This is a genomic window from Streptomyces griseus, assembly GCF_001715295.1.
In the GTDB taxonomy this organism is placed as follows: domain Bacteria; phylum Actinomycetota; class Actinomycetes; order Streptomycetales; family Streptomycetaceae; genus Streptomyces; species Streptomyces griseus_G.
The window spans coordinates 167,221-185,235 of record NZ_MDKB01000001.1; the positions used below are offsets into that span (position 1 = coordinate 167,221).

Consider the following 18,015-nt stretch of genomic DNA (forward strand, 5'->3'; position numbering starts at 1 on the left):
ATGGGATACCACCGACGAGCAACCGACGGTCCTGGTCAAGCCGCCGCCAGGCACACCCCCCAACACCGCCGCCCATCCACTTGAACGAAACAAGAGCAGACAGTTTCCCGCCAGTCAGCCGGTTTTGATCAATCGGTGGCTCGCTACCAACGCTGTTGGGCAGTATGCCGTCCTGGGGCATTGTCGGTTGAAGGACCGGAGGGGGAACATGGCGATCAGAGTGTTGCCGGTGTCTGCGGAGCAGTCGGAGCTGCTAGACGCGATCATCGCTTTGGGCGACCGGTACACGAAGTACCTGGGGCTGCTGACGCCGCCTGCCTACCGTAAGCACGCCGAGGACGACGGCCTGCTGGTGGCCCTGGATGGCGAGGAGGTGGTCGGTTACGCGCTCTTCGGGCTTCCCAAGCGGAGTCTGCATGTGAGGCTGGCTCACTTATGCGTTGCAGAGGAGCGCCGAGGCCAGGGTGTCGCTCGTGAGCTGATCGAGGCGATCCGTGCGCGGCACGCCCATAGGCTCGGTATCCGTGCGAAGTGCCGGCGCGACTACGGGCTCAGCAGCATGTGGACGGCGCTGGGCTTTGTCCCCAGGGGAGAGAGCCTGGGGCGGGGCAAAGACAAGGAAACGCTGGACACCTGGTGGCTCGATCTGGGGCACGAGGACCTGTTCACCGAGGCCCAGAGCGATGCGCTGCTGGTGGTGACCGTGGACCACGGTGTGTTCGCCGGGCTGCGCGGTACGGGGACGGAACGCGCTGTTGAGGAGTCGCGTGCTCTCGAAGCGGGATGGCTCGCCGACCTGATCGAGCTTGCCTTCACTCCGCAGCTTCTGCATGACGTGCGTGATGTCGAGGAACGTGAGGCGCGCACCCATCAGCGGGCGGGCCTTGCCGAGCTGCGGTCCCTGTCTCCCGACAGTGCTGCCGTTGCCGTCCGCTTGGAGGAGCTGGTCGCGACAACGGGGAAGGAGGTGCCTGGTGTTCCTCTCGATGGTCGGCAGCGTGCCCGCTTGCGCTACGTGGCCGAGACGTCGTGTGCCGGGCTCCAGGTACTGGTGACGCGCGATCCTGCACTGGCGGCTCTGGCAGATATCGCCTTGGACATCGCAGGGGTCAAGGTGGTCTCCCCGGCGGTGGTCACGCTGCATGTGGACGAACTGCGCCAGGCCCAGGTGTACCGTCCAGCCGATCTCATGGGCACTACCTTCTCCGCCGAGGAGATTGCGCCGGGCGGTGAAAGAGAGTTGGTCGGCTTCTTCGAGCAGGCCGAAGGCGACCGTGGAACGGCCTTCGCGGAACGGCTGAGGAGTCTCGCCAATGACAGGCTGGTGTGGCGCAGGGAGCTGCTCCGGGACGGTGAGGGACATCCGGTAGCCCTCTACGTCTGGGCCATGGACGGCCGCACGCTAAACGTCGCGTTCCTCCGCACGGCATCGCACCGGCTGGAGGAGACCCTTGCACGGCAACTGCTGTTCATGCTCAAGCGGCTCGGCCGAGAGCGAGGGGCGCAGGCAATCCGCATGACCGATCCGTTTCTGTCGCCGGCCGCGATGTCGGCGGCCGGTGCCGACGGCTTCACCGAGGACGAGAGCGGCTACACCGTCCTGCTGGTCGACGTCTGCGGACCTGCCGAGGCCGTGTCGCGGAAGGCGGCGGAGATCGCAGGACGCATGAGACGGTCGGCTCCTCGGCTGGATGAGCGCGTGTCGCCGGAGGTCGCGAGCATGGCCGAGCGGGTGTGGTGGCCGGCCAAACTGATCGACACAGCCCTGCCCTCCTTCATCGCGCCCATCAAGCCGCGATGGTCTACGGAGCTCTTCGACGTTCCGGCCATGCTCGTTCCCCGGGACGACGTCCTGGGCATCAGTCGCGAGCACGTCTACTACCGTTCGTCTGGTCGCCGGGGAGAGAGCGTTCCCGCCAGGATCCTGTGGTACGTCAGTGAGGGGGCTTCCGGGCAGCAGGGCAAGATGGTCATCGGTTGCTCGCGCCTCGACGAGGTGGTCCTCGACGACCCCGACACCCTCTTCTCGCGATTCGAACACCTGGGCGTATATGGTCATGTCGAAGTGCGTGATGCAGCCGACGGGTCGGGGAAGGCCATGGCGTTGAGGTTTTCGGACACGGAGATCTTTCCCGTCCAGGTGACGCATGCGCGAATGACCGCGTTGGCCAAGGGGCTGGGACTACGGTGGGTACCGCCGATGCAGCTGTCGAAGATCAGCAACACGCTGTTCCAGGCCATGTACGAAGAGGGGCACCGAAAGACGTGAGTGATCCGGAACGCGCGATGCTGCTGTCCGTCCACCCTCGGTTTGCCACAGCGATCCTGGCTGGGACCAAGACGGTCGAGGTTCGCCGGCAGCGCGTCGCCGCCTCACCGGGAACTCCTGTGCTCCTGTACGCGACCGCGCCCACGATGGCCATTGTGGGCATGGCGCGGATCTCTTCCGTACAGGTAGCCTCGCCGCGGGAAGTCTGGTCGGCCAACCGCACGAGCGCTGGGATCAGTCGGCGTGAGTACGACGAGTACATGAGTGGAGCGACCCAGGCCAGCGGTCTGTCACTCGAAGAACCGATCACCTTCGAGGCCCCGGTACCGCTGGCCGCTCTGCGTGCCTCGGGATCGTTCCATCCACCGCAGAGCTACCGGTACTTGACCGGTGAAGACCTCCGGAGGGTCGCTCAGGCGGCACCCGTGACCGGTGCGGCCCTTCAAGGTGCACTGAACGACCTGACACCGGCCTAGGTGAGAAACCAGGTGCTTTCAACAGGCTGACCCTGTACTTCCGCTCCCGGACACTGCCCGGCAAACTAGCTCTCCGTAACGGAGAACCTAGGGGGAATCATGGAGTTGGAGCCCACCGAACTGTCCGATGCGATCAAGGCGGTGCGTGGGGGCTTGGCCGCCGCGCAACAGGATGGGGACGGGTCACCGGTCCGGTTCACGGTCAAGGAGATCGTGCTGGACCTGGGAATCGAGCTGCGGCACACCGCGTCGGCCAGCGGCGGAGTAAAGGCGTTCGTGGTCTCCGCAGACGCCAAGGGAGAGCGGGCGAAGACAGCCACGCACCGCATGACGGTCACTTTGGCGGTGACTCCTGATGGCGATGGCAGCGATCTGCTGATCGGTGACCTGGGTGGAGGCCGCGGCGGACCGGTGGACGGTCTGCGGTAGGGGGCGGCGTGAGGGCGGGGGCAGCGGCTCGGCGGACCGTGGAAGTCACCAACTATGACAAGGACTCCTATGGGACCGGCTGCCTGATCGCGCCGGGCCTGGTGCTCACCGCCTACCACGTAGCCTGGCCCGGGGAGGGCGCTGTCGCCGTTCGGGACACCGCGAGTTCTGACTTCACCGAGGCGGTGGTGGTGTGGGAGGACACCGAGTTGGACGCGGTGCTGCTGAAGGCCGACAGTGCACTGGTCGGAGCGAACCTGGGTATCGTGCGCTGGGGCGAGCTGGTCTGTGACTACCCGGAGCGTCGCCCCGTGTGCTCGACGTCGGGGTTCCCCAAAGCGATGCGCCGTCGGGCCTCCTCTGGCTCCAAGCAGTACATCGACGACCTGAAGACGGTGGAGGGCATCATCGCTCCCCACACCGGATCCCGCTCAAGGCTGTACGGTCTCGAAGTCGACGGCACTCTGCCGACCGAGGTGAAAAACTGGCAGGGACTGTCCGGCGCCGGGGTCTTCTGTAACAGCGTGCTGATCGGCCTCGTCCGCCTCGTCGACCGCCAGTGGGACCGGACCCTCATGGTGGTGCCCCTCTCGCATCTGCTGGCCGCCGACGGCTTCATCCTGGCAGTCGCTGCCCACACCGGCATGACCCCGAGCCTCCAGCCCGCCGACCTCCGGCCCCTGATGGACAACGCCCCCGATCCTCAGCTGTCCTCCACCTACCTGCTCGATCCACGCTCCAAGGTCACCGAACTCACCGGCGTCAATGGACTTGTCCGGCAGATCGAGCAGTGGTGCAAAGGCCCGGACCGCCTTGACGTCGCCGCCGTGACCGGGTTGGGTGGCACGGGAAAATCCCGGCTTCTTATCGAGGTCCTGCACCGGCTCACCACAGGTACAGGCGATCAGCGGCCGTGGAGTGGAGGGTTCCTCGCCGATCACCCCAGCCACACCGACTACCAGGTTCTTGCCGCGGCCAACTACCCGCTGCTCCTGGCCGTCGACCTTGCAGAGGCCCGCCTGCCTCAGATCCGCGATCTCATGGCGGCCTTGGCTGCCTCCCACGACGGTGCCGCAGTCAGGGTTTTGCTCCTGGCCCGTGCACACGACACCTGGTGGCCGGCGCTGCGTCGGCACCTGCGCACCCGGAGCGTCGGCGCCATCGGACATGCCTTCACCCTTACACCCGACAATGCGCTGGACGGCCACACGGCGGAGGACATCTATGTAGAGGCGAAGGCGGCCTTCGCTCGCCGGATCCGTCTGCTCCGGAAGGCCGGACACGGCGACGGCACTTGGCCGGACCGTGTCGTCGCCGATGCACCGCGCTACTACGGAGCCGACGTCGAGCACAGCACCCGGCAACCGGTCATCTACCTCTACATCGCCGCACTCGCCGACGTGCTGGCCCACGCCAACCCCGAGTTCGCCCTTAACGATCACCCCATGGAGGTCCTGCTCGCCAACGAGGTGGAGTACGTTCGGCGCGTCGCCGAAGCCCGCCTCCCTGCAGGCACCGCTGACGACAAACTGCTTCGCTCCCTGATCACCGCCCAGTTCCTCGCCGGAGCACGAACCGCGCAAGAGGGCCGCGCCGCCATCCGGGCCGGCTTCGACACCCACCACCGCGGCTACGGGGCCACCGCCCCTCCCGATGCCCGCCAGCTGGCCGCACTCGACGACGTCCTGACCGCCGCCTACCCGGCCACCGACGGAGCCCACTGGGGATCCGTCGGTGAACCGCTCGCCGCCGCCTGGCTCGCCGAAGTCGAGGCCGACAGCGACGAGGAGTTCATCGAAGCCTTCCTCCAGCACGACGCCCTGGCGACCAGCCAACGTCACCAGACACTCAGCACCGTCGCCCGCACCGCCAAGGACCAGCCCGGACTCTCTGCCGGTGCCCACCGGGCCGTCGCCGCCGACCCCGAACGTCTCCTGCCGCTCGCTGTCCAGACCGCCACCACTGAACTCAGCACCGACCACGCCCGCCAGTGGCTCAGCGACCTCGAACACGCCGTCGCCGACCGGGCTGCCGATCCGGATTGCGACCCCGACATCAACCAGTGGGCCACCAGCCTTATTAGCGAGGCCCAAGCCTGTACCGCCGACGACAGGGACCTGCAGGAACTGATCGGCGCCCCTCTCCCCCCGGAGGACGACACTCCACAACAGCCGACCCCGGACGCGCCCGCCAGCGACGCCCACCCTGTCCTCGTCAAACCACAGGTCGGCCGGCTCACCCGGATCGTCATCACTTTCCTGGGCCTCTGCCACCTGGTACTTGTCGCGGCCGTCCCCTCCGCCGTCGCTCTCACCACCAGCACCGAAGACGACGGTTGGGTGATGTGGCTCCTGGTTCCCTTTAACGTGGGGATGCACCTGACCATCGCGAGCGTCTTCGGCGGCCGCCGACCTGGAACCTCTGCGATCTCCTGGACCGCACCGCTGTTCACGATCGCGTCGACGACCCTCTCCGGCCTCATGCTCAGCCAAAGCTGGCCCCCGGGCTGGTTCCTGTGGCCGGTCCTTTTCGCCCTCGGCCTGACATCCCTGACCTACGCCTGGCGCATCTCGTTCGGCCAGCTTCAGAACATCACACAGCCGCCCACACCACGTGCGGACAAGTTCACCACCTGGACCGGTGAGCCCTCGATGCCGTCGGCGCCGGAGGCGCTGGGCCGCATGAACATGCGCTGGGAGTTGCTGCGACGCCGGGTCTACGGAGACGGCCGCGGCCTCCCTGGCACGGTCCCAGCGCCGTGGCGGACCTATGCCGCGCTCACCGGCGGGCCGTTGGACGGGCTGCTTCTGGACATCACGGACTGGACGAAGGACGAGATCGACAATGGCGCGGCCCTGGTTGCCGAACGCGGGCGATTCCCCGGCGGCCGCACACTGTATGCCCCCCACCCCGAGGGACCACGAGCACCGGCCCCCGGCGTGACGTGCTGCTTCCACCACACCGGTGATACGCCCTGAACAGGGCCCGTGAGATCGCCCCCGACGGGATGAACCTCGAGCAGCTGCACCTCGCTGCCCGGGGCGGGGTCGGGCTCGAAGACTTCTACGGCCGTCTCGGCTGGAAGGAGATTGGACGATGGCCCGGCGCCCTTCGGCTCGCGCGACTGGCGGAGTCACGTGGTCAACAGTTGCCAGCAGATGGTTGGGCCGTTGCCGCCGTCGGGGCAAGTCCGTCCGTAGTACGGCACGGTCACGCACATCAAGGATGAGGCGGTGCTCGCTGTGGTCATCACCCTCGTTGGCAGCGGCCTTCATCGAAAGAGCTTGGCCGCCCTGGTTCGGGGCGTCTAGCTTGGCACCATGATCTCCCGCTATTACCTCAAGTGCCCAGGATGTGCAGAGGCGTTCGACGCCCGACTCGGTGTGGAGCCGACCCGCGGAACGCGCTTCTACCTGCCGTGCCCGCACTGCGGACTGCCGATCCGGGGCTCGATGTCGGGCACTGAGCTCGAAGACCACCGTATCGCCATCGAGTGCGAGGTGCTGAGCGACTCCGCGCCAGAGTCTCCTGACGGACGCGTCGTGACCATCAATCCGTTCGTGCCGTCGCGCTACGACGCCGACACGTACACGCCGATGGGGTCTTTCCCGACGATGACGCTCCTCCAGGCCCTCGGCGACCACGCCTTCGCGGAGTTCCAGTCCGAACGGCATGCGGCGCTCGAAGCAGGCCGCGATCAATGGCCCACGGTCCGCATGTTGTTCCAGTACTACCTCCAGGGCAACACTGCGATGTTCGTTCGCATCGCGAAGCAGCAGCTCGGTCTCGCATGGGAACCGAGCACGAGCCATGAGCGGACGACCGTCGCTTACCAGGCTATGGGCGCAGTGACGACCGTCATCACAGGGACCACGGGGACCACCAGCGCCAACGTGATCGGCCGTTTCTCGCGCAAGCACTTCGCAGCGATGAAACGACACAAGGATCACCTCGCGACCTTCCGGCGTCGAGGACAGTCCTCGGCGGCTCTGGAACGAGATGTCTTCACCGAGCTCAACCGTTTCGTAGAACATCACGAGTCCTGGGAGATGGGGCTCCTGGGGAGGTTCTTCGGCCCGGGCGGCAATAATGCCTTCGACGACCTTGTCCTCTACCGCGACGAGTTCTCGATGGTGAGGGACCTTTACCAGCACGGATTCGAGCTCGCCTGCAAGTGCCTGTGGCCGCTTGTTGCAGCACAGAACACGGTGAAGCGCGGAAGCCCGGACGACTTCGGAGCCGCCCACCCCGACCGCGTACCCGAGAACAAGCGCCCCAGGAACCTCGACAAGTTCGACAAGTTGCCGAATGCCTTCAAGATCGCATATGTGGCACAGGTGCCGGGTTGGGAGCCATTCGAGAGCTTGCTCAACAACCGTCGCCGGAACACGATCGGGCACGCGACAGCACATCACGACCTTCAGACAGGCCGCGTCGTCAGCGATGAGAGCCCCTCCGGGATGACGTATCTCGAGTTCCTCGGCGAGGTCCTTGGTGTCTTCGAAGCGCTCTCGACCCTTGCCCAGGTGCTCAGGGCCAGTCGTGTTGCCTCCTCGCCGGACTTCGGCCCTTTCGAATGACGACACCGAGATACACGGGCCCGTGCCACAGATGGCCGGGCACCGTCTCACCACCCTCCCTGGATGTGTACCGGGCAGGGGCGTTGCGGCGTGGGCATCCTGGTAGCGGCGTCAGGAGTGGCAACACGTCGGAACTGTCTGCAGAACCGCAGGATTCCGGGGTGACGAGCTGCGCGGGCACGCCGATGCCGGCAGGATCTCGGCCAGCCAGCGAGCCGGTTCCTCCCCTGGGCGCAACGGGCCGGCCCCGAGACGCTCGAGGCGGCGGACGACCCCGCTGCTGCCCGCCTCCCGGCCGTTGATCTTGGCCGTCGACCCACCGCGAAGACACCGACGCGCAGGCCCTGGTAGTCAGCGCGTCATTGCGCGCATATATCGCCGCATTACCGGCTCGCGGTCTATCTGCAGGCAGGTACTGGCCAGCGTCCAAGCGAGGCCCTCGCCTTCTCCACCGAGTGTCGACGGTCCGGATTCGTCAGGATCCGTTGGCAGGTCAGCGCCATGGCCCACCGTGCGGACTGCCGCACGGTCTTCGTGCCGCTTAAGAATCGGACGGAGGGTGAATATCGCGACGTCCCGACTGCCCTCTTTGTTGATCAGGAGATGGAGGCTCATCTGTCGACATGAAAGCCGGTGCCCGTGATCTTCATCGGGCAGAGGGGCAAGCAGCGCAGGCTTGAAGCCTTCTCCTCCCCGCGTTCCCACGGCAAGAGCACGACGCCCACCGCGTCCACCTACGGCTACCACTTCAAGAAAGCGTGCCAGTGCCCACGTTCACTCGTCGGGGGACTCCGTTGCCAGCGGGATGCCGCACCGCCAGCAGCCGTTCGCGTGGTCGTCCCCGCAGACGTAGCCGATGCCACCATCCACGCACCATTCGGCGGCCTCCTCGGACAGCAGGTCGGGCCCGGCATGGAGCAGCCGACGGAGTTCCGTGGTGTCCGCGATGTCGGCTGGGCGGTTGGTGAACCACTCGTCGAACCAAGGCTTGTCTCGGTGCACGTTCCAGCGCGCATTCTCCCGGTCGTCGACAGCCGTAGTGAACCGATCGACGACGCGCCCCCAACTCGGTGTTCCAAACCAGCCGTTGTCGGACGCGCAGAAGAATTCGATCAGGGTTCGCAGGCCGAACGTCTTCTCGCGAAGGCAGTACGCCCGCCCCCAAGCGATCGCGTCCTGTGCCATCTCCGCGAGTTCTTCGCGCGGATCAGCCTCGTGCGCCGGATCGTCAGGATTGTGGCAGGCCAGCCCGAGCTCGAGAACAGACTGCCCGGTCGGTAGAACCCGGGACGGGTTGATGATCGTGAGACCGAGACCGATCCAGTCGACATGGTCGAACGACAGCAGCGAGCGCACGAGTCGGGTGGTTGCCGTGTTGATCCGCATCATTGTGCCGTCGTGTAGCGGACTCTTCCCGGCATGCCAGTTCTCGATGGGTGTGTTGCGCCACACCGCGAGCGTGATGCGGGTGGCAGCGAGCCACAGCAGCGCGTCGTCGTCGAGATGCCCGAACCGCTTGGCGCACTCCTGGGCGCCGTAGGGAATCAACTCTTGCGGTTTCGGCCACCTGTGGCTGTCGGGCCCTTCAGGGGCGTGCTCGTAGTCGTCGGCGTACTCGTCGAGGATCGCGATCAACTCGGCAGCGCTGTAAGCCTCGCTGTACTCGGAGCTGTCCGGCTCCTCGACGGTGTACATGTCGTGGTCCCAGGAGACGTACACGTCGCGCCAGAGCACTACGGCATCGCACTCGCCGGCGTTGTCCGTCACAACCGGCCTGATGGTGATCGGGGCAGTACGCCCGTCGGTTCGCTCGCCGTCCTTCTCGGCGGCCCATGCGGTGATGACCCCGAGCGGCTTCGGAAGGAGAGGACCGACCTCGGTGATGCTGAACGGCTCGTCGTCGTCATCGGTGTCGAACCGGCTGTTGACGAACGCGACTGCCTCGGAGGGCGTGCTGACGAGGGACTGGCTACCACTCTCGTTGTCAACCACTCGCCACAACGGGCTGTTCTTCAAGATGCTCTCCGATCGCGGTGAGCGCACCCGGGGCGGGTGCGATGTGCCGGGTCGCTCGGCACTGACTCCGATTATGGGCTGATCAACCGATCCGTAGTCCCGGAGGCGCTTGTCAGCGACAACGTTCGGTACGTTCGCGCGTAACCTGCTTTTCGCGACCGCGGTGATAGAGCAGAGTCCCACAGCGGAGGAGGCGAAGATGGCGCTGAACAGGAAGGGTTCCCGGCGCGTAACCGTTGACGGGATCGAGTACCGCTGGCGGATCCGCAGGAAGCCCTCCTACATGCAGGGCCTCTGCTGGACACCGCTGACCTATGCGGTTGAAGCGGCCAGCGGCAACCAGCCGGGCACGACCTTGATCGTCAACAGCGGTCAGGCCCATCCCAGCAACTGGGTGGGCGTCGAGACGGAGCCCATTCGTCCGGCTCACGTTGCTGCCAGCATTCGAGAGGCACGGGATCAAGGCTGGGATCCAACCCGGGTCGGTTCTCCTTTCCAGCTCGACCGATCGGCAGGATTCATCGCCCAGTCATGAGACAGAGCGGAGTAGGGCGGCGCATCTGGCCCGGCACCATGGCCTGGTGACCAGATGGATGCGCTGCTACTGGGACGAGGAAGACATCTGGTCTCCTCCGACGAGGGAGCGTCCTGCATGAGCTGGCCGCGGAGGCTGCCTTCGCTGCCCATGGCAACAACACCGGCTGAAACCGACACCCAAGGGGAGGGCCCCATTGGCTGATCAACTGGAGGGGAGCCCGAGTTTGTCGAAAAACGCCCGGTTGCGTTCGGTAGCGGCGTTGACGAGGCGGTCGAAGCTCACCACTTCGATGTATGCCTTGAGCGGTTCGTTGAAGCCGAAGTAGCCCATGCCGTCGTGCGTGGGCCGCAGAGTCGCGTACTCGCATCTGTCCACCATCGTCTTCGTCAGATCGGCGAGGACGTAGCAGAAGGCAGGTGCTTCACGTGTAGGGGGAATCGGCCGCCCGAGCGCGGTCTTCACTCCGCCGGCGCGCACACGCTTGACGTAGTCCAGGCACTGCTGGATGGGGTCCTTGTCCTCCGAGGCGTCATTGCGCATCGGCCGCTTGACTTCGACCACGACGATGGACGGCAGCGGCAGCGATTGCCCCTCCGAGGCCAGGACCGGCGAGCCGACGAGCCGGGTCGCGAGCAGGTCGGGCTCCCTCGTCGAATCGGAACCGGTTATCGGCATGCTTTTGAGGGTTTTGTCCGAGGCGAGGTAGTCGTGGAACGCGAGCCGCTCGTCGATGATCCACAGGTTCGAGGCATCGGTGCCGACCTCATTAGAGTCGGTCCGCATCGGCATCAGCAGCGAGTGGATCGCATCCTCTCTGCTGTACCTGCCTTGGCCGTCCACCTCGACCAGCCGCTGGAGCACGTCGAGGATCGCCCGTCGACGTGAGACGTAGGCGGCCAGATCGGACTGGTTGATGTCGGTCACCGTATTCAGGTACCGGGCCAACCGGTCGTCGTACCCCTCTGGCGGGGCGGAATTTCCTTGGCTCAGGACCGCGTGGCCCTCGGCGAGCGCGGACGCTTCTAGCTTCTGGAGGTTGCTGTGGAGCAGCAGTTCCAGTTCCTGGTCCTTGATGGACGGGTCCACGGTCACGCCGAGCGGTTCCAGTCGCGAAAGTACGGGCCGGTACCGCGGGGCACGGTTGCTGACGAATTCGTGGACTCGGGCCTTGCCCTCCTCGCGCGCTGCGCTGAGTGGTCCGGCGAGGATTCGCTCGACTTCCTTGAGCGCGCTCTCCCTGATGTCGTCCATCGACACGTCCTCGATTAGAGGGGTGTCCGGTGCCTGTTCGCTGATGTCGAAGGCCGTACGGTCGGCGCGCACGTGGCTGTCCAGGAAGTCTGAGGACAAATAACAGACGTACGTGAACGGGGAGGACTCCGAGTCCTTGAGCCTCCCATAGAGTCCGGGCACCTTGCTGGTGAGGTTTTCCTCCAGCACCACACGGTTCGCAGCGCACCAGTACAGCCGTGGCGCGTGATTCCGCGGCGAGGACTTCAGTCGGAGGCTTACCATGTCGAACCTCTCGCCCTTGACGTCTATCGAAGTCCTTTGCAGGTCGGAATAGACGAAGTCGTTCATGAGGCTGTTGAGCGAGACCGCCCCGTCGTCGTCGGACACCATGATGTGGGGCGCGCCGCCGGGGCGTAGGAAGTACCAGATGCAGTGCTCGAATACCTCACGGGCGATGGCTTCTACAGACTTCAGCCCGCTCTGCTGGTAGGGCTTCTTGAACCCATCGAGGCTCACGGCCGCGCCGACCTCGGCGGGCAGTTCTGCCTCCGGGTCCAACTCGACCTCTCCGTGGACGGAGAAGCGGAATTGCCGCCCGTCGATGCGTCCGGCTTCGTCCTCGTAGGCGCTGCGAATCGTTACCCTGTCGAACGCCTTCAGCCAGAGCAGGCGCCCCACGCCGCGGCAGCCCATGTCGGCCTTGTGGTCGCTGTCCAAGGTCTCGAACGATGTCATGTTCTCCGGAGTGAAGCCCACCCCGTTGTCCTCGACGGTGAAGCCCACAATGGGTTTCAGGGCTGCACGCCCCGGGCCGACGTGGCTGAAGTCGAGTGCTTCCTGTGGGCTGCGGTGGATCCTGATCCTCAGACGACCGGACTCGGTATCGTCACCGAACCGCGCGTCGATTGCCTGGATCGCGTTGACGACGGCCTCCAGGAGCGGCAGCAGGGCATGACTTTTCGGCAGGCTCGTGTTCCGGACCCTGCCGGCCAGTGACGTGGTCAGCGCCATGGTCTTCCTCCTCGCTCCCGGGCCGCCCACCCTATCCGCGGGTATGGCCCAAAGCGTGCTGGACGACCAAGACTCCCAGGAATTGGCTTCCCGGCGATGCCCGCTTTCGGATCGGCAATCTGCAGGCTTGGTAGTCCGAGCGAGCCTGACTGACCCCAAGACAACTCTGGATCTGTCCGATTCGGTGACAGAGCGGGAGACAGGAACTCCCCGAAAGCTATTCCCGCGATGGAGCGCACCTTCGCCCGCGGCTCAGCGCTCGTCCTTGGCCCGAGGAGGCGGGTGAGGAAGACGCAGTTGGAAGCATGCGCCGGTGTCGGAGGGGACGAAGACAAGGGTGCCTTGGTGGTGGGCGAGTTCGCGTGCGATGGGCAGGCCCAGCCCGGTGCCCCCGCGGTCGCGGGAGCGGGCGTCGACGAGCCGGACGAAGCGTTCGAGGACGCGTTCGGCGTTCTCGGCGGGTACGCCCGGCCCGGCACCGTGGACGGACAGGATGACGTGCTGGTCCTGGGTCCGGACGGTGACCTGGATGCGGCTTGTGGCATGGCAGGTGGCCTTGTCGACGAGGTTGCGTCGTGCACGTAGGCGGGTCCGGTGGCGTCCGTGTTGAGCGGCGGCGGGCGGTCGGGCGGCTGTTCGTACCGTTCGGTCAGCTGGGAGACGACGCGGCGATCTGGTCGGTGACGGTGGCGACGACGGCGCTCGCGTGGATGGGGTGGGTATCGAGCAGGACCCGGGCGTCGGGTGCGGGGCCAGGGCCGCGGCCTAATCTGTGCAGTCGTGCCGCCCTGGGCAGCAGCTGCCGCCTAACGGCCGCTGGAGTGCGATGGGCGGACTGGTTTCGTGAGGGACTGCCTGGGGCCCAATGTTTGAATGGCACGCTGGGTGCCTCGTGCGTCAAGAAGCCGCACGCAACGCACACAGTGCACGTAACGCACGCAAGCGCTTTGACCAGAATGTCCTCCACGGAGTGCTGACCTGCGGCTACTTCCACGCGTTTGCGTTCCACATGTTTCGCGATGACGTCGCACGTGGAGTGCGTGGCTATTCTTGAGCCTGCGGACAAGGGCGCCTGACCTGCGTTTTTGCTGGTCTGGTGGGATTCGGCCTGTTTCTCTCCGTGTAGCGGTTCGAGCGGACGATCGATCTTTGAGGACTGTCTGACCTGCGCATTCGTAAACGAGGCGCTTGCAACGGCGACGCCCTCCAGTGGCTCCTACGGGATTCTTGACGCTCGGGGGAAGCCCTCGGGCCTCCGCGGTAGCGATGCGCATGGCCGCCTGGGTCCACTCTCCCGGAGCCGATCGTGGCCCGACCGCACCGCTTGATACCGACCTGGTTTCATGCCTGTGTGGCGATGACACTTCGACTCCCCGACGACCTTGACGCGAAGCTCACTGAGCGGGCTCGTCGGGAGGGTCGCAGCAAGCAGGAGCTTGCCATTGAGGCCATCCGTGACGCCCAGGACCGGGCCGAGCTGAGGGTCGACGACGTCCTGGCCGAGCTCATGGACAGCGATGCGGAGATCCTGGACTACCTGAAGTGACCGACGTGCGCTACATCCAGGTCGACGAAATCCTGGCCATCGCCCGTACGGTCAACGGTACGGAGCACAGTGTGCGTGACATGGGCCTTCTGGTGTCGGCGATCGAGCGACCCCGGACGAACGTGTTCGGAGCCGAGTTGTATCCCACGCTGCACGAGAAGGCTGCTGCGCTGCTGCACTCCGTCGCCCGCAACCACGCGCTGATCGACGGCAACAAGCCCACCGCCTGGCTCGCCATGCGTGTCTTCCTGCGGTTCAACGGCGTCAGCCCGAGTGCCGTCCCGCCGCCCGCTTCCGTGGCCGGCCCGTTCGTCGAGGCAGTCGCGCAGGACAGCGTCGATGTGCCGGTGATCGCCAAGCGCCTCGCGACCTGGTTCCCCGTTTCCTGACGTCCGAGGAGGCAAGGGTGCCTCAGGTGGAGTGCGTGGCGATTCTGGAGCTTACTGCAAAGGGGATCTGACCTGCGGTTTTCGTGGGTTGCGCGGGCGTGGCCGGGCGTGCTCGACACCGTGCTTCCAATCCGTTGCACGGATCACGGCAATGGGTGGCCGCATCAGAAAGGTGATCGGCGGTCCGGTACCAACGGGGTTGGCGGCAGCACGCGCCTCGGGTTCCTCGTCAAGGTCGGCACCGGCAGCTTCGCCAGGAAGCAACAGCTGACCTCACTTTCACCAGCGGCCTTGCTCCCACCTCAGCCGGAAGCGGAGATCACCTCGCGACCCGCCGCCGGAACATTCCTCGCCGTAGGAGTCGGCCGATACCTACGCGCCGAGTACCTGACGCCGCACCTCCGGCTTCCATTCGACGTACTCGGCCTCCACTCCGCCCGGATGACGGGCGTAGAGGAAGCGGCCGGTTGCGCTGGTCGCCTCCTCCGTTGTGATCTCGGCGCCCGCCTCGTCCAGTGCCGCGCGCGCCTGGTCCAGGTCGGAGACGATCACTGTGGCCGTGGCGTGGGCATAGCGAGCGCGTTCCTCGGCAGGTCCGGCGATGACCAGGAAGTCACCGATGGCGGCGAGCTCGATCTCATCGAAGGCGAAGTGCAGGTCCGGACGCGTTCCTGTCAGACGCTCCAGCAGGGGAAGGGTCGTGCTCAGGTCGTCGGCCCAGAGGCGGGCGTACGTCTTGAGGATCATCGTTGCTCCAGGGGTCCGTTCAGACTGCCTGAGTCTCCAGCAGATACGGACTAACCGTAGGAGAGTATGATCCGAACGGGAAGAACGTACCTTTCCGTAAGAGGGGCACCTCGTGGTAACCGAGCACCCCGGCCGTGAGTCGGCCGACACGGATCTCACCCGCGCGCTGGCCCGTGAGATCTACGCGAGCGTGGCCAACAAGTGGGCGTTGTTGCTCATCAATGTCCTGGCTGATCGCACCCTGCGGTTCACCGAGTTGCAGACGCAGGTCGGAGGCATCAGTCACAAGATGCTGTCCCAGACGCTGCGGCACCTCGAACGGGACGGGCTGGTCGACAGGACCGTTCATCCGGTGGTGCCACCACGTGTCGAATACCGCCTCACCGAAGCCGGCCAGGCGCTGCGCACCACGGTCAACGGTCTGTGCACCTGGACCCACACCTATCTGGACCATATCGAGGAGGCTCGGCGCCGATTCGACTCGGCCCGTGCGGTCTGAAGGTGGGAACAGCCGGACCGGTCCTGGCCGGGTCCGCGGCGAAGCAGGAGTTGCGGCCGCGATTTCGGCCGCACCCGTCATCGTGCCAAGAAGGACACGCACCCCGACATCGAAGGTATCCGCGCCACGCTGAAATGCCTGGCCGAGCTCGGCACCCTCACCGAGATCGAGACCGCCGACTTCACCAGGAAGCAGTAATGTCCGGCAGGCGGAATCCGGCGCCCTCTCGGGGCGACACTCGGCCTTGCGGCGTGGTAGGCGCATATCTTGCATGTTCGTTGTTCAACTCGGCCTGCAGGTCGCACGTGTTGTTTCCCATCTGGTCAAGCGGCAGCGTCGTCGGATGACGAGGACGGAAGCCCGGATCCTGGGAGACGGAAGGATCCGGGCAGCCGCCCAATTCGGCGAGACCGCGGTCCATAAAGGCGTGGACGGGTGAGAGAACGGCGCGGAACCGCCGCGCCGGGTCCGCTGCCGGGTGGCGTGCGGCCCAGGTGGATCCGAAACAGCGGCCCGCGCTCCTGGCGCTGGTCGAGCCCGACATGCGCGGGGATCTGATCTCGCCATCGCTGGACGACGAAGTCCACTTGCAGACTCACCGACGAACTCACCCTGCAGGGCCGTCGTGCCTCGGCGGATACCGCCGCCGACCACCTATCTCCCCCACCGCGCCTGGGGAGAGCGTACGGCTGAGTCGGGTCGGGGACGGGCGGGGTGGCTTGCGAAGGCTCCGATTCAGGTCCGCGGCCGCCGCCTACCGCAGCACGCGTCCGAGGAAGCCGCGGAGGTAGCCCGCGACGACGTCGAGGTGGCTCTCCAGCAGGAAGTGTCCGCCGTCGATCAGGTGTACTTCCGGGTCCTTGGCGTCGCGGGCGAAGGCGCGGGCGCCGGCCGGGCCGAAGATCTCGTCGTTGCGGCCCCAGACGGCGAGCACGGGGACTTCGCTGGTGCGTAGGTACTGGTGGAGCAGCGGGTAGAGCGGGCGGTTGTTCCGGTAGTCGCGGAAGAGCGCGAGCTGGATCTCGTTGTTGCCTTCGCGGGAGACGAGGGCGAAGTCGTGTTCCCAGGTGTCCGGGCTGACCAGGGTGGGGTCGGGGACGCCGTGGACGTACTGCCAGCGGATGGCGTCGATGCCGAGTGCGGCGCGGACGGCGGGTTCGGTGTCGGGGCCGGGGTTCGCTCCGTAGGTCCAGAGGGCGGCCCAGAAGGAGTCGACGAAACCCTCTTCGTAGCCGTTGCCGTTCTGGGTCACGAGGGCGGAGATCCGTTCGGGGTGCCTGAGTGCAAGGCGCCATCCGATGGGGGCGCCGTAGTCCTGGACGTAGAGGGCGTAGCGGTCCAGGCCCAGGTGGTCGAGGAGCCCTGAGGTGAGTTCGGCGAGGGCGTCGAAGGTGTAGTCGAACTCCGCCACGGAGGGTGCGTCGGAGTGGCCGAAGCCGAGGTGGTCGGGCGCGATGACGTGGTAGCGGTCGGCGAGCAGCGGGATGAGTTCGCGGAACATGAACGAGCTGGTCGGGTAGCCGTGGAGCAGGACGATCGCGGGGGCGTCGGTGGGGCCTGCTTCGCGGTAGAAGATCTCATGGCCGTCGACGGTGGCGGTCCGGTGGTGTACCGAGCTCATGTCTAACCCCTTCGCGTGTTTTGTCTGGTTAGTTGTTTGCTACGAGAGCACGGGGTGGACTAACCTGTCAAGCGATTCAGTCTGGTTAGTAGGGTGGTGGTACCCCATGGACGTGCTGCTGGACCTGCTCAACAGCAGGCCGCTGATCAACGGAGAAGAACAGGACGCGCTCGCCGACCCGGCCGAGGGCAGACGCTGGGCACGGGAGCACGGCGGCGACGGCAGCCTCGCGGAACTGACGCTGCTGCGCGAGGCGCGGGACGCCCTGCGGGACGTGGTGCACGGAAAGAGTTCGCCCGCCGCGTTGGGCCCGCTACTCGAAGGGGTCCATCGGACTCCTGAGATCACCGCGGACGGCCTTCGATGGACAGTCGTGACTCCCCCGCATGCCCGGCTGGCCGTGGAGACGGTCCTCGCCTGGGCCGCCACCGAGCACGACATGCCTGGCCGACTGCGCCCTTGCGCCAACGACGCCTGCCAGTTGTTCCTGCTCGACCGTAGCCGCGCCAACCGCGCCCGCTGGTGCTCGATGGCCGTCTGCGGTAACCGCGAGAAGGCACGTCGCCACTACGAACGCACCCGCTGACTCGACTCCAAGGGCCCGGCGGAAACCGACCGGGAAACCCTGCCGAGCAGCCGGGGAGGCGGCGAGGAGTGGTGT

At 66.1% G+C, this 18,015-nt stretch carries 15 protein-coding genes and 2 pseudogenes; 12 read left to right on the plus strand and 5 right to left on the minus strand.

Annotation, left to right across the window (positions count from 1 at the left end; all coding sequences use genetic code 11):
- Positions 1 to 208 precede the first annotated feature (208 nt).
- The 6 genes and pseudogenes from BA175_RS00665 to BA175_RS00685 all read left to right on the plus strand — a co-directional run bounded on the left by BA175_RS00665 (position 209) and on the right by BA175_RS00685 (position 7,754).
- A complete protein-coding gene (locus BA175_RS00665) occupies positions 209 to 2,269 on the plus strand; it encodes a GNAT family N-acetyltransferase (RefSeq protein WP_079159319.1) in 2,061 nt (686 codons plus the stop codon).
- The gene (locus BA175_RS00670) at positions 2,266 to 2,745 is read left to right on the plus strand and encodes an ASCH domain-containing protein (RefSeq protein ID WP_254667781.1); all 480 of its coding nucleotides are present in this window, start codon (positions 2,266 to 2,268) and stop codon (positions 2,743 to 2,745) included. The genes BA175_RS00665 and BA175_RS00670 overlap by 4 nt, the downstream gene beginning before the upstream one ends.
- A 99-nt stretch (positions 2,746 to 2,844) precedes the next feature.
- Entirely contained in the window at positions 2,845 to 3,174 is a 330-nt protein-coding gene (locus BA175_RS00675; protein ID WP_069169202.1) for a trypco2 family protein, read from the plus strand.
- A 38-nt stretch (positions 3,175 to 3,212) separates the two neighbouring features.
- Positions 3,213 to 6,152 (plus strand): hypothetical protein, encoded by a 2,940-nt coding sequence (locus BA175_RS32170; protein WP_368073308.1) that lies wholly within the window; start codon positions 3,213 to 3,215, stop codon positions 6,150 to 6,152.
- A 17-nt stretch (positions 6,153 to 6,169) separates the two neighbouring features.
- Positions 6,170 to 6,295: pseudogene (locus BA175_RS31505) on the plus strand (GNAT family N-acetyltransferase); the annotation flags it as partial.
- Positions 6,296 to 6,494: 199 nt separating this feature from the next.
- Complete coding sequence (locus tag BA175_RS00685; RefSeq protein WP_139131361.1) at positions 6,495 to 7,754, plus strand: hypothetical protein; 1,260 nt, start codon at positions 6,495 to 6,497, stop codon at positions 7,752 to 7,754.
- 774 nt (positions 7,755 to 8,528) lie between these two features.
- On the opposite strand, the gene BA175_RS00690 is transcribed toward BA175_RS00685, so the two are convergent.
- A complete protein-coding gene (locus tag BA175_RS00690) occupies positions 8,529 to 9,770 on the minus strand; it encodes a hypothetical protein (RefSeq protein ID WP_254667782.1) in 1,242 nt (413 codons plus the stop codon).
- Between the two features lie 199 nt (positions 9,771 to 9,969).
- Here BA175_RS00690 and BA175_RS29125 point away from each other — a divergent pair, with 199 nt between their 5' ends.
- Positions 9,970 to 10,305, plus strand: coding sequence for a hypothetical protein (locus BA175_RS29125; protein WP_079159404.1), 336 nt, complete (start codon positions 9,970 to 9,972; stop codon positions 10,303 to 10,305).
- A 204-nt stretch (positions 10,306 to 10,509) separates the two neighbouring features.
- Here the strand turns inward: BA175_RS29125 and BA175_RS00695 are convergent, their stop codons facing one another.
- Both BA175_RS00695 and BA175_RS32270 read right to left on the minus strand, forming a co-directional pair.
- Positions 10,510 to 12,552 carry an ATP-binding protein gene (locus tag BA175_RS00695; protein WP_069169205.1) on the minus strand — a complete coding sequence of 681 codons (2,043 nt, stop codon included), beginning with the start codon at positions 12,550 to 12,552 and terminating at the stop codon, positions 10,510 to 10,512.
- A 252-nt stretch (positions 12,553 to 12,804) separates the two neighbouring features.
- The gene (locus tag BA175_RS32270; protein ID WP_079159405.1) at positions 12,805 to 13,308 is read right to left on the minus strand and encodes an ATP-binding protein; all 504 of its coding nucleotides are present in this window, start codon (positions 13,306 to 13,308) and stop codon (positions 12,805 to 12,807) included.
- 595 nt (positions 13,309 to 13,903) lie between these two features.
- Here BA175_RS32270 and BA175_RS00705 point away from each other — a divergent pair.
- Both BA175_RS00705 and BA175_RS00710 read left to right on the plus strand, forming a co-directional pair.
- Positions 13,904 to 14,098 carry a ribbon-helix-helix protein, CopG family gene (locus BA175_RS00705; protein ID WP_069170265.1) on the plus strand — a complete coding sequence of 65 codons (195 nt, stop codon included), beginning with the start codon at positions 13,904 to 13,906 and terminating at the stop codon, positions 14,096 to 14,098.
- On the plus strand, positions 14,095 to 14,487 hold the full coding sequence (locus BA175_RS00710) for a type II toxin-antitoxin system death-on-curing family toxin (RefSeq protein ID WP_069169206.1): 393 nt from the start codon (positions 14,095 to 14,097) through the stop codon (positions 14,485 to 14,487). The genes BA175_RS00705 and BA175_RS00710 overlap by 4 nt, the downstream gene beginning before the upstream one ends.
- 372 nt (positions 14,488 to 14,859) lie before the next feature.
- Here the strand turns inward: BA175_RS00710 and BA175_RS00715 are convergent, their stop codons facing one another.
- Positions 14,860 to 15,234, minus strand: a complete 375-nt coding sequence (locus BA175_RS00715) for a VOC family protein (RefSeq protein ID WP_069169207.1) — start codon at positions 15,232 to 15,234, stop codon at positions 14,860 to 14,862.
- Positions 15,235 to 15,346: 112 nt separating this feature from the next.
- On the opposite strand from BA175_RS00715, the gene BA175_RS00720 reads away from it, so the two are divergent.
- Complete coding sequence (locus tag BA175_RS00720) at positions 15,347 to 15,733, plus strand: winged helix-turn-helix transcriptional regulator (RefSeq protein WP_069169208.1); 387 nt, start codon at positions 15,347 to 15,349, stop codon at positions 15,731 to 15,733.
- Between the two features lie 271 nt (positions 15,734 to 16,004).
- Positions 16,005 to 16,390, plus strand: a pseudogene (locus tag BA175_RS31515) (ISAzo13-like element transposase-related protein); the annotation flags it as partial.
- A gap of 97 nt (positions 16,391 to 16,487) precedes the next feature.
- Here the strand turns inward: BA175_RS31515 and BA175_RS00725 are convergent.
- Positions 16,488 to 17,354, minus strand: coding sequence for an alpha/beta fold hydrolase (locus tag BA175_RS00725; RefSeq protein WP_069169209.1), 867 nt, complete (start codon positions 17,352 to 17,354; stop codon positions 16,488 to 16,490).
- A 106-nt stretch (positions 17,355 to 17,460) separates the two neighbouring features.
- Here BA175_RS00725 and BA175_RS00730 point away from each other — a divergent pair, with 106 nt between their 5' ends.
- A complete protein-coding gene (locus tag BA175_RS00730) occupies positions 17,461 to 17,940 on the plus strand; it encodes a CGNR zinc finger domain-containing protein (RefSeq protein WP_069169210.1) in 480 nt (159 codons plus the stop codon).
- Positions 17,941 to 18,015 lie beyond the last annotated feature (75 nt).

What these genes read in the sequence shown, in the direction of transcription:
- BA175_RS00730 (WP_069169210.1), top strand. Translation starts at nt 17,461, where the DNA reads ATGGACGTGCTGCTGGACCTGCTCAACAGCAGGCCGCTGATCAACGGA.
- BA175_RS00665 (WP_079159319.1), top strand. Translation starts at nt 209, where the DNA reads ATGGCGATCAGAGTGTTGCCGGTGTCTGCGGAGCAGTCGGAGCTGCTA.
- BA175_RS29125 (WP_079159404.1), top strand. Translation starts at nt 9,970, where the DNA reads ATGGCGCTGAACAGGAAGGGTTCCCGGCGCGTAACCGTTGACGGGATC.
- BA175_RS00715 (WP_069169207.1), bottom strand. Translation starts at nt 15,234, where the DNA reads ATGATCCTCAAGACGTACGCCCGCCTCTGGGCCGACGACCTGAGCACG.
- BA175_RS00695 (WP_069169205.1), bottom strand. Translation starts at nt 12,552, where the DNA reads ATGGCGCTGACCACGTCACTGGCCGGCAGGGTCCGGAACACGAGCCTG.
- BA175_RS00725 (WP_069169209.1), bottom strand. Translation starts at nt 17,354, where the DNA reads ATGAGCTCGGTACACCACCGGACCGCCACCGTCGACGGCCATGAGATC.
- BA175_RS00685 (WP_139131361.1), top strand. Translation starts at nt 6,495, where the DNA reads ATGATCTCCCGCTATTACCTCAAGTGCCCAGGATGTGCAGAGGCGTTC.
- BA175_RS00675 (WP_069169202.1), top strand. Translation starts at nt 2,845, where the DNA reads ATGGAGTTGGAGCCCACCGAACTGTCCGATGCGATCAAGGCGGTGCGT.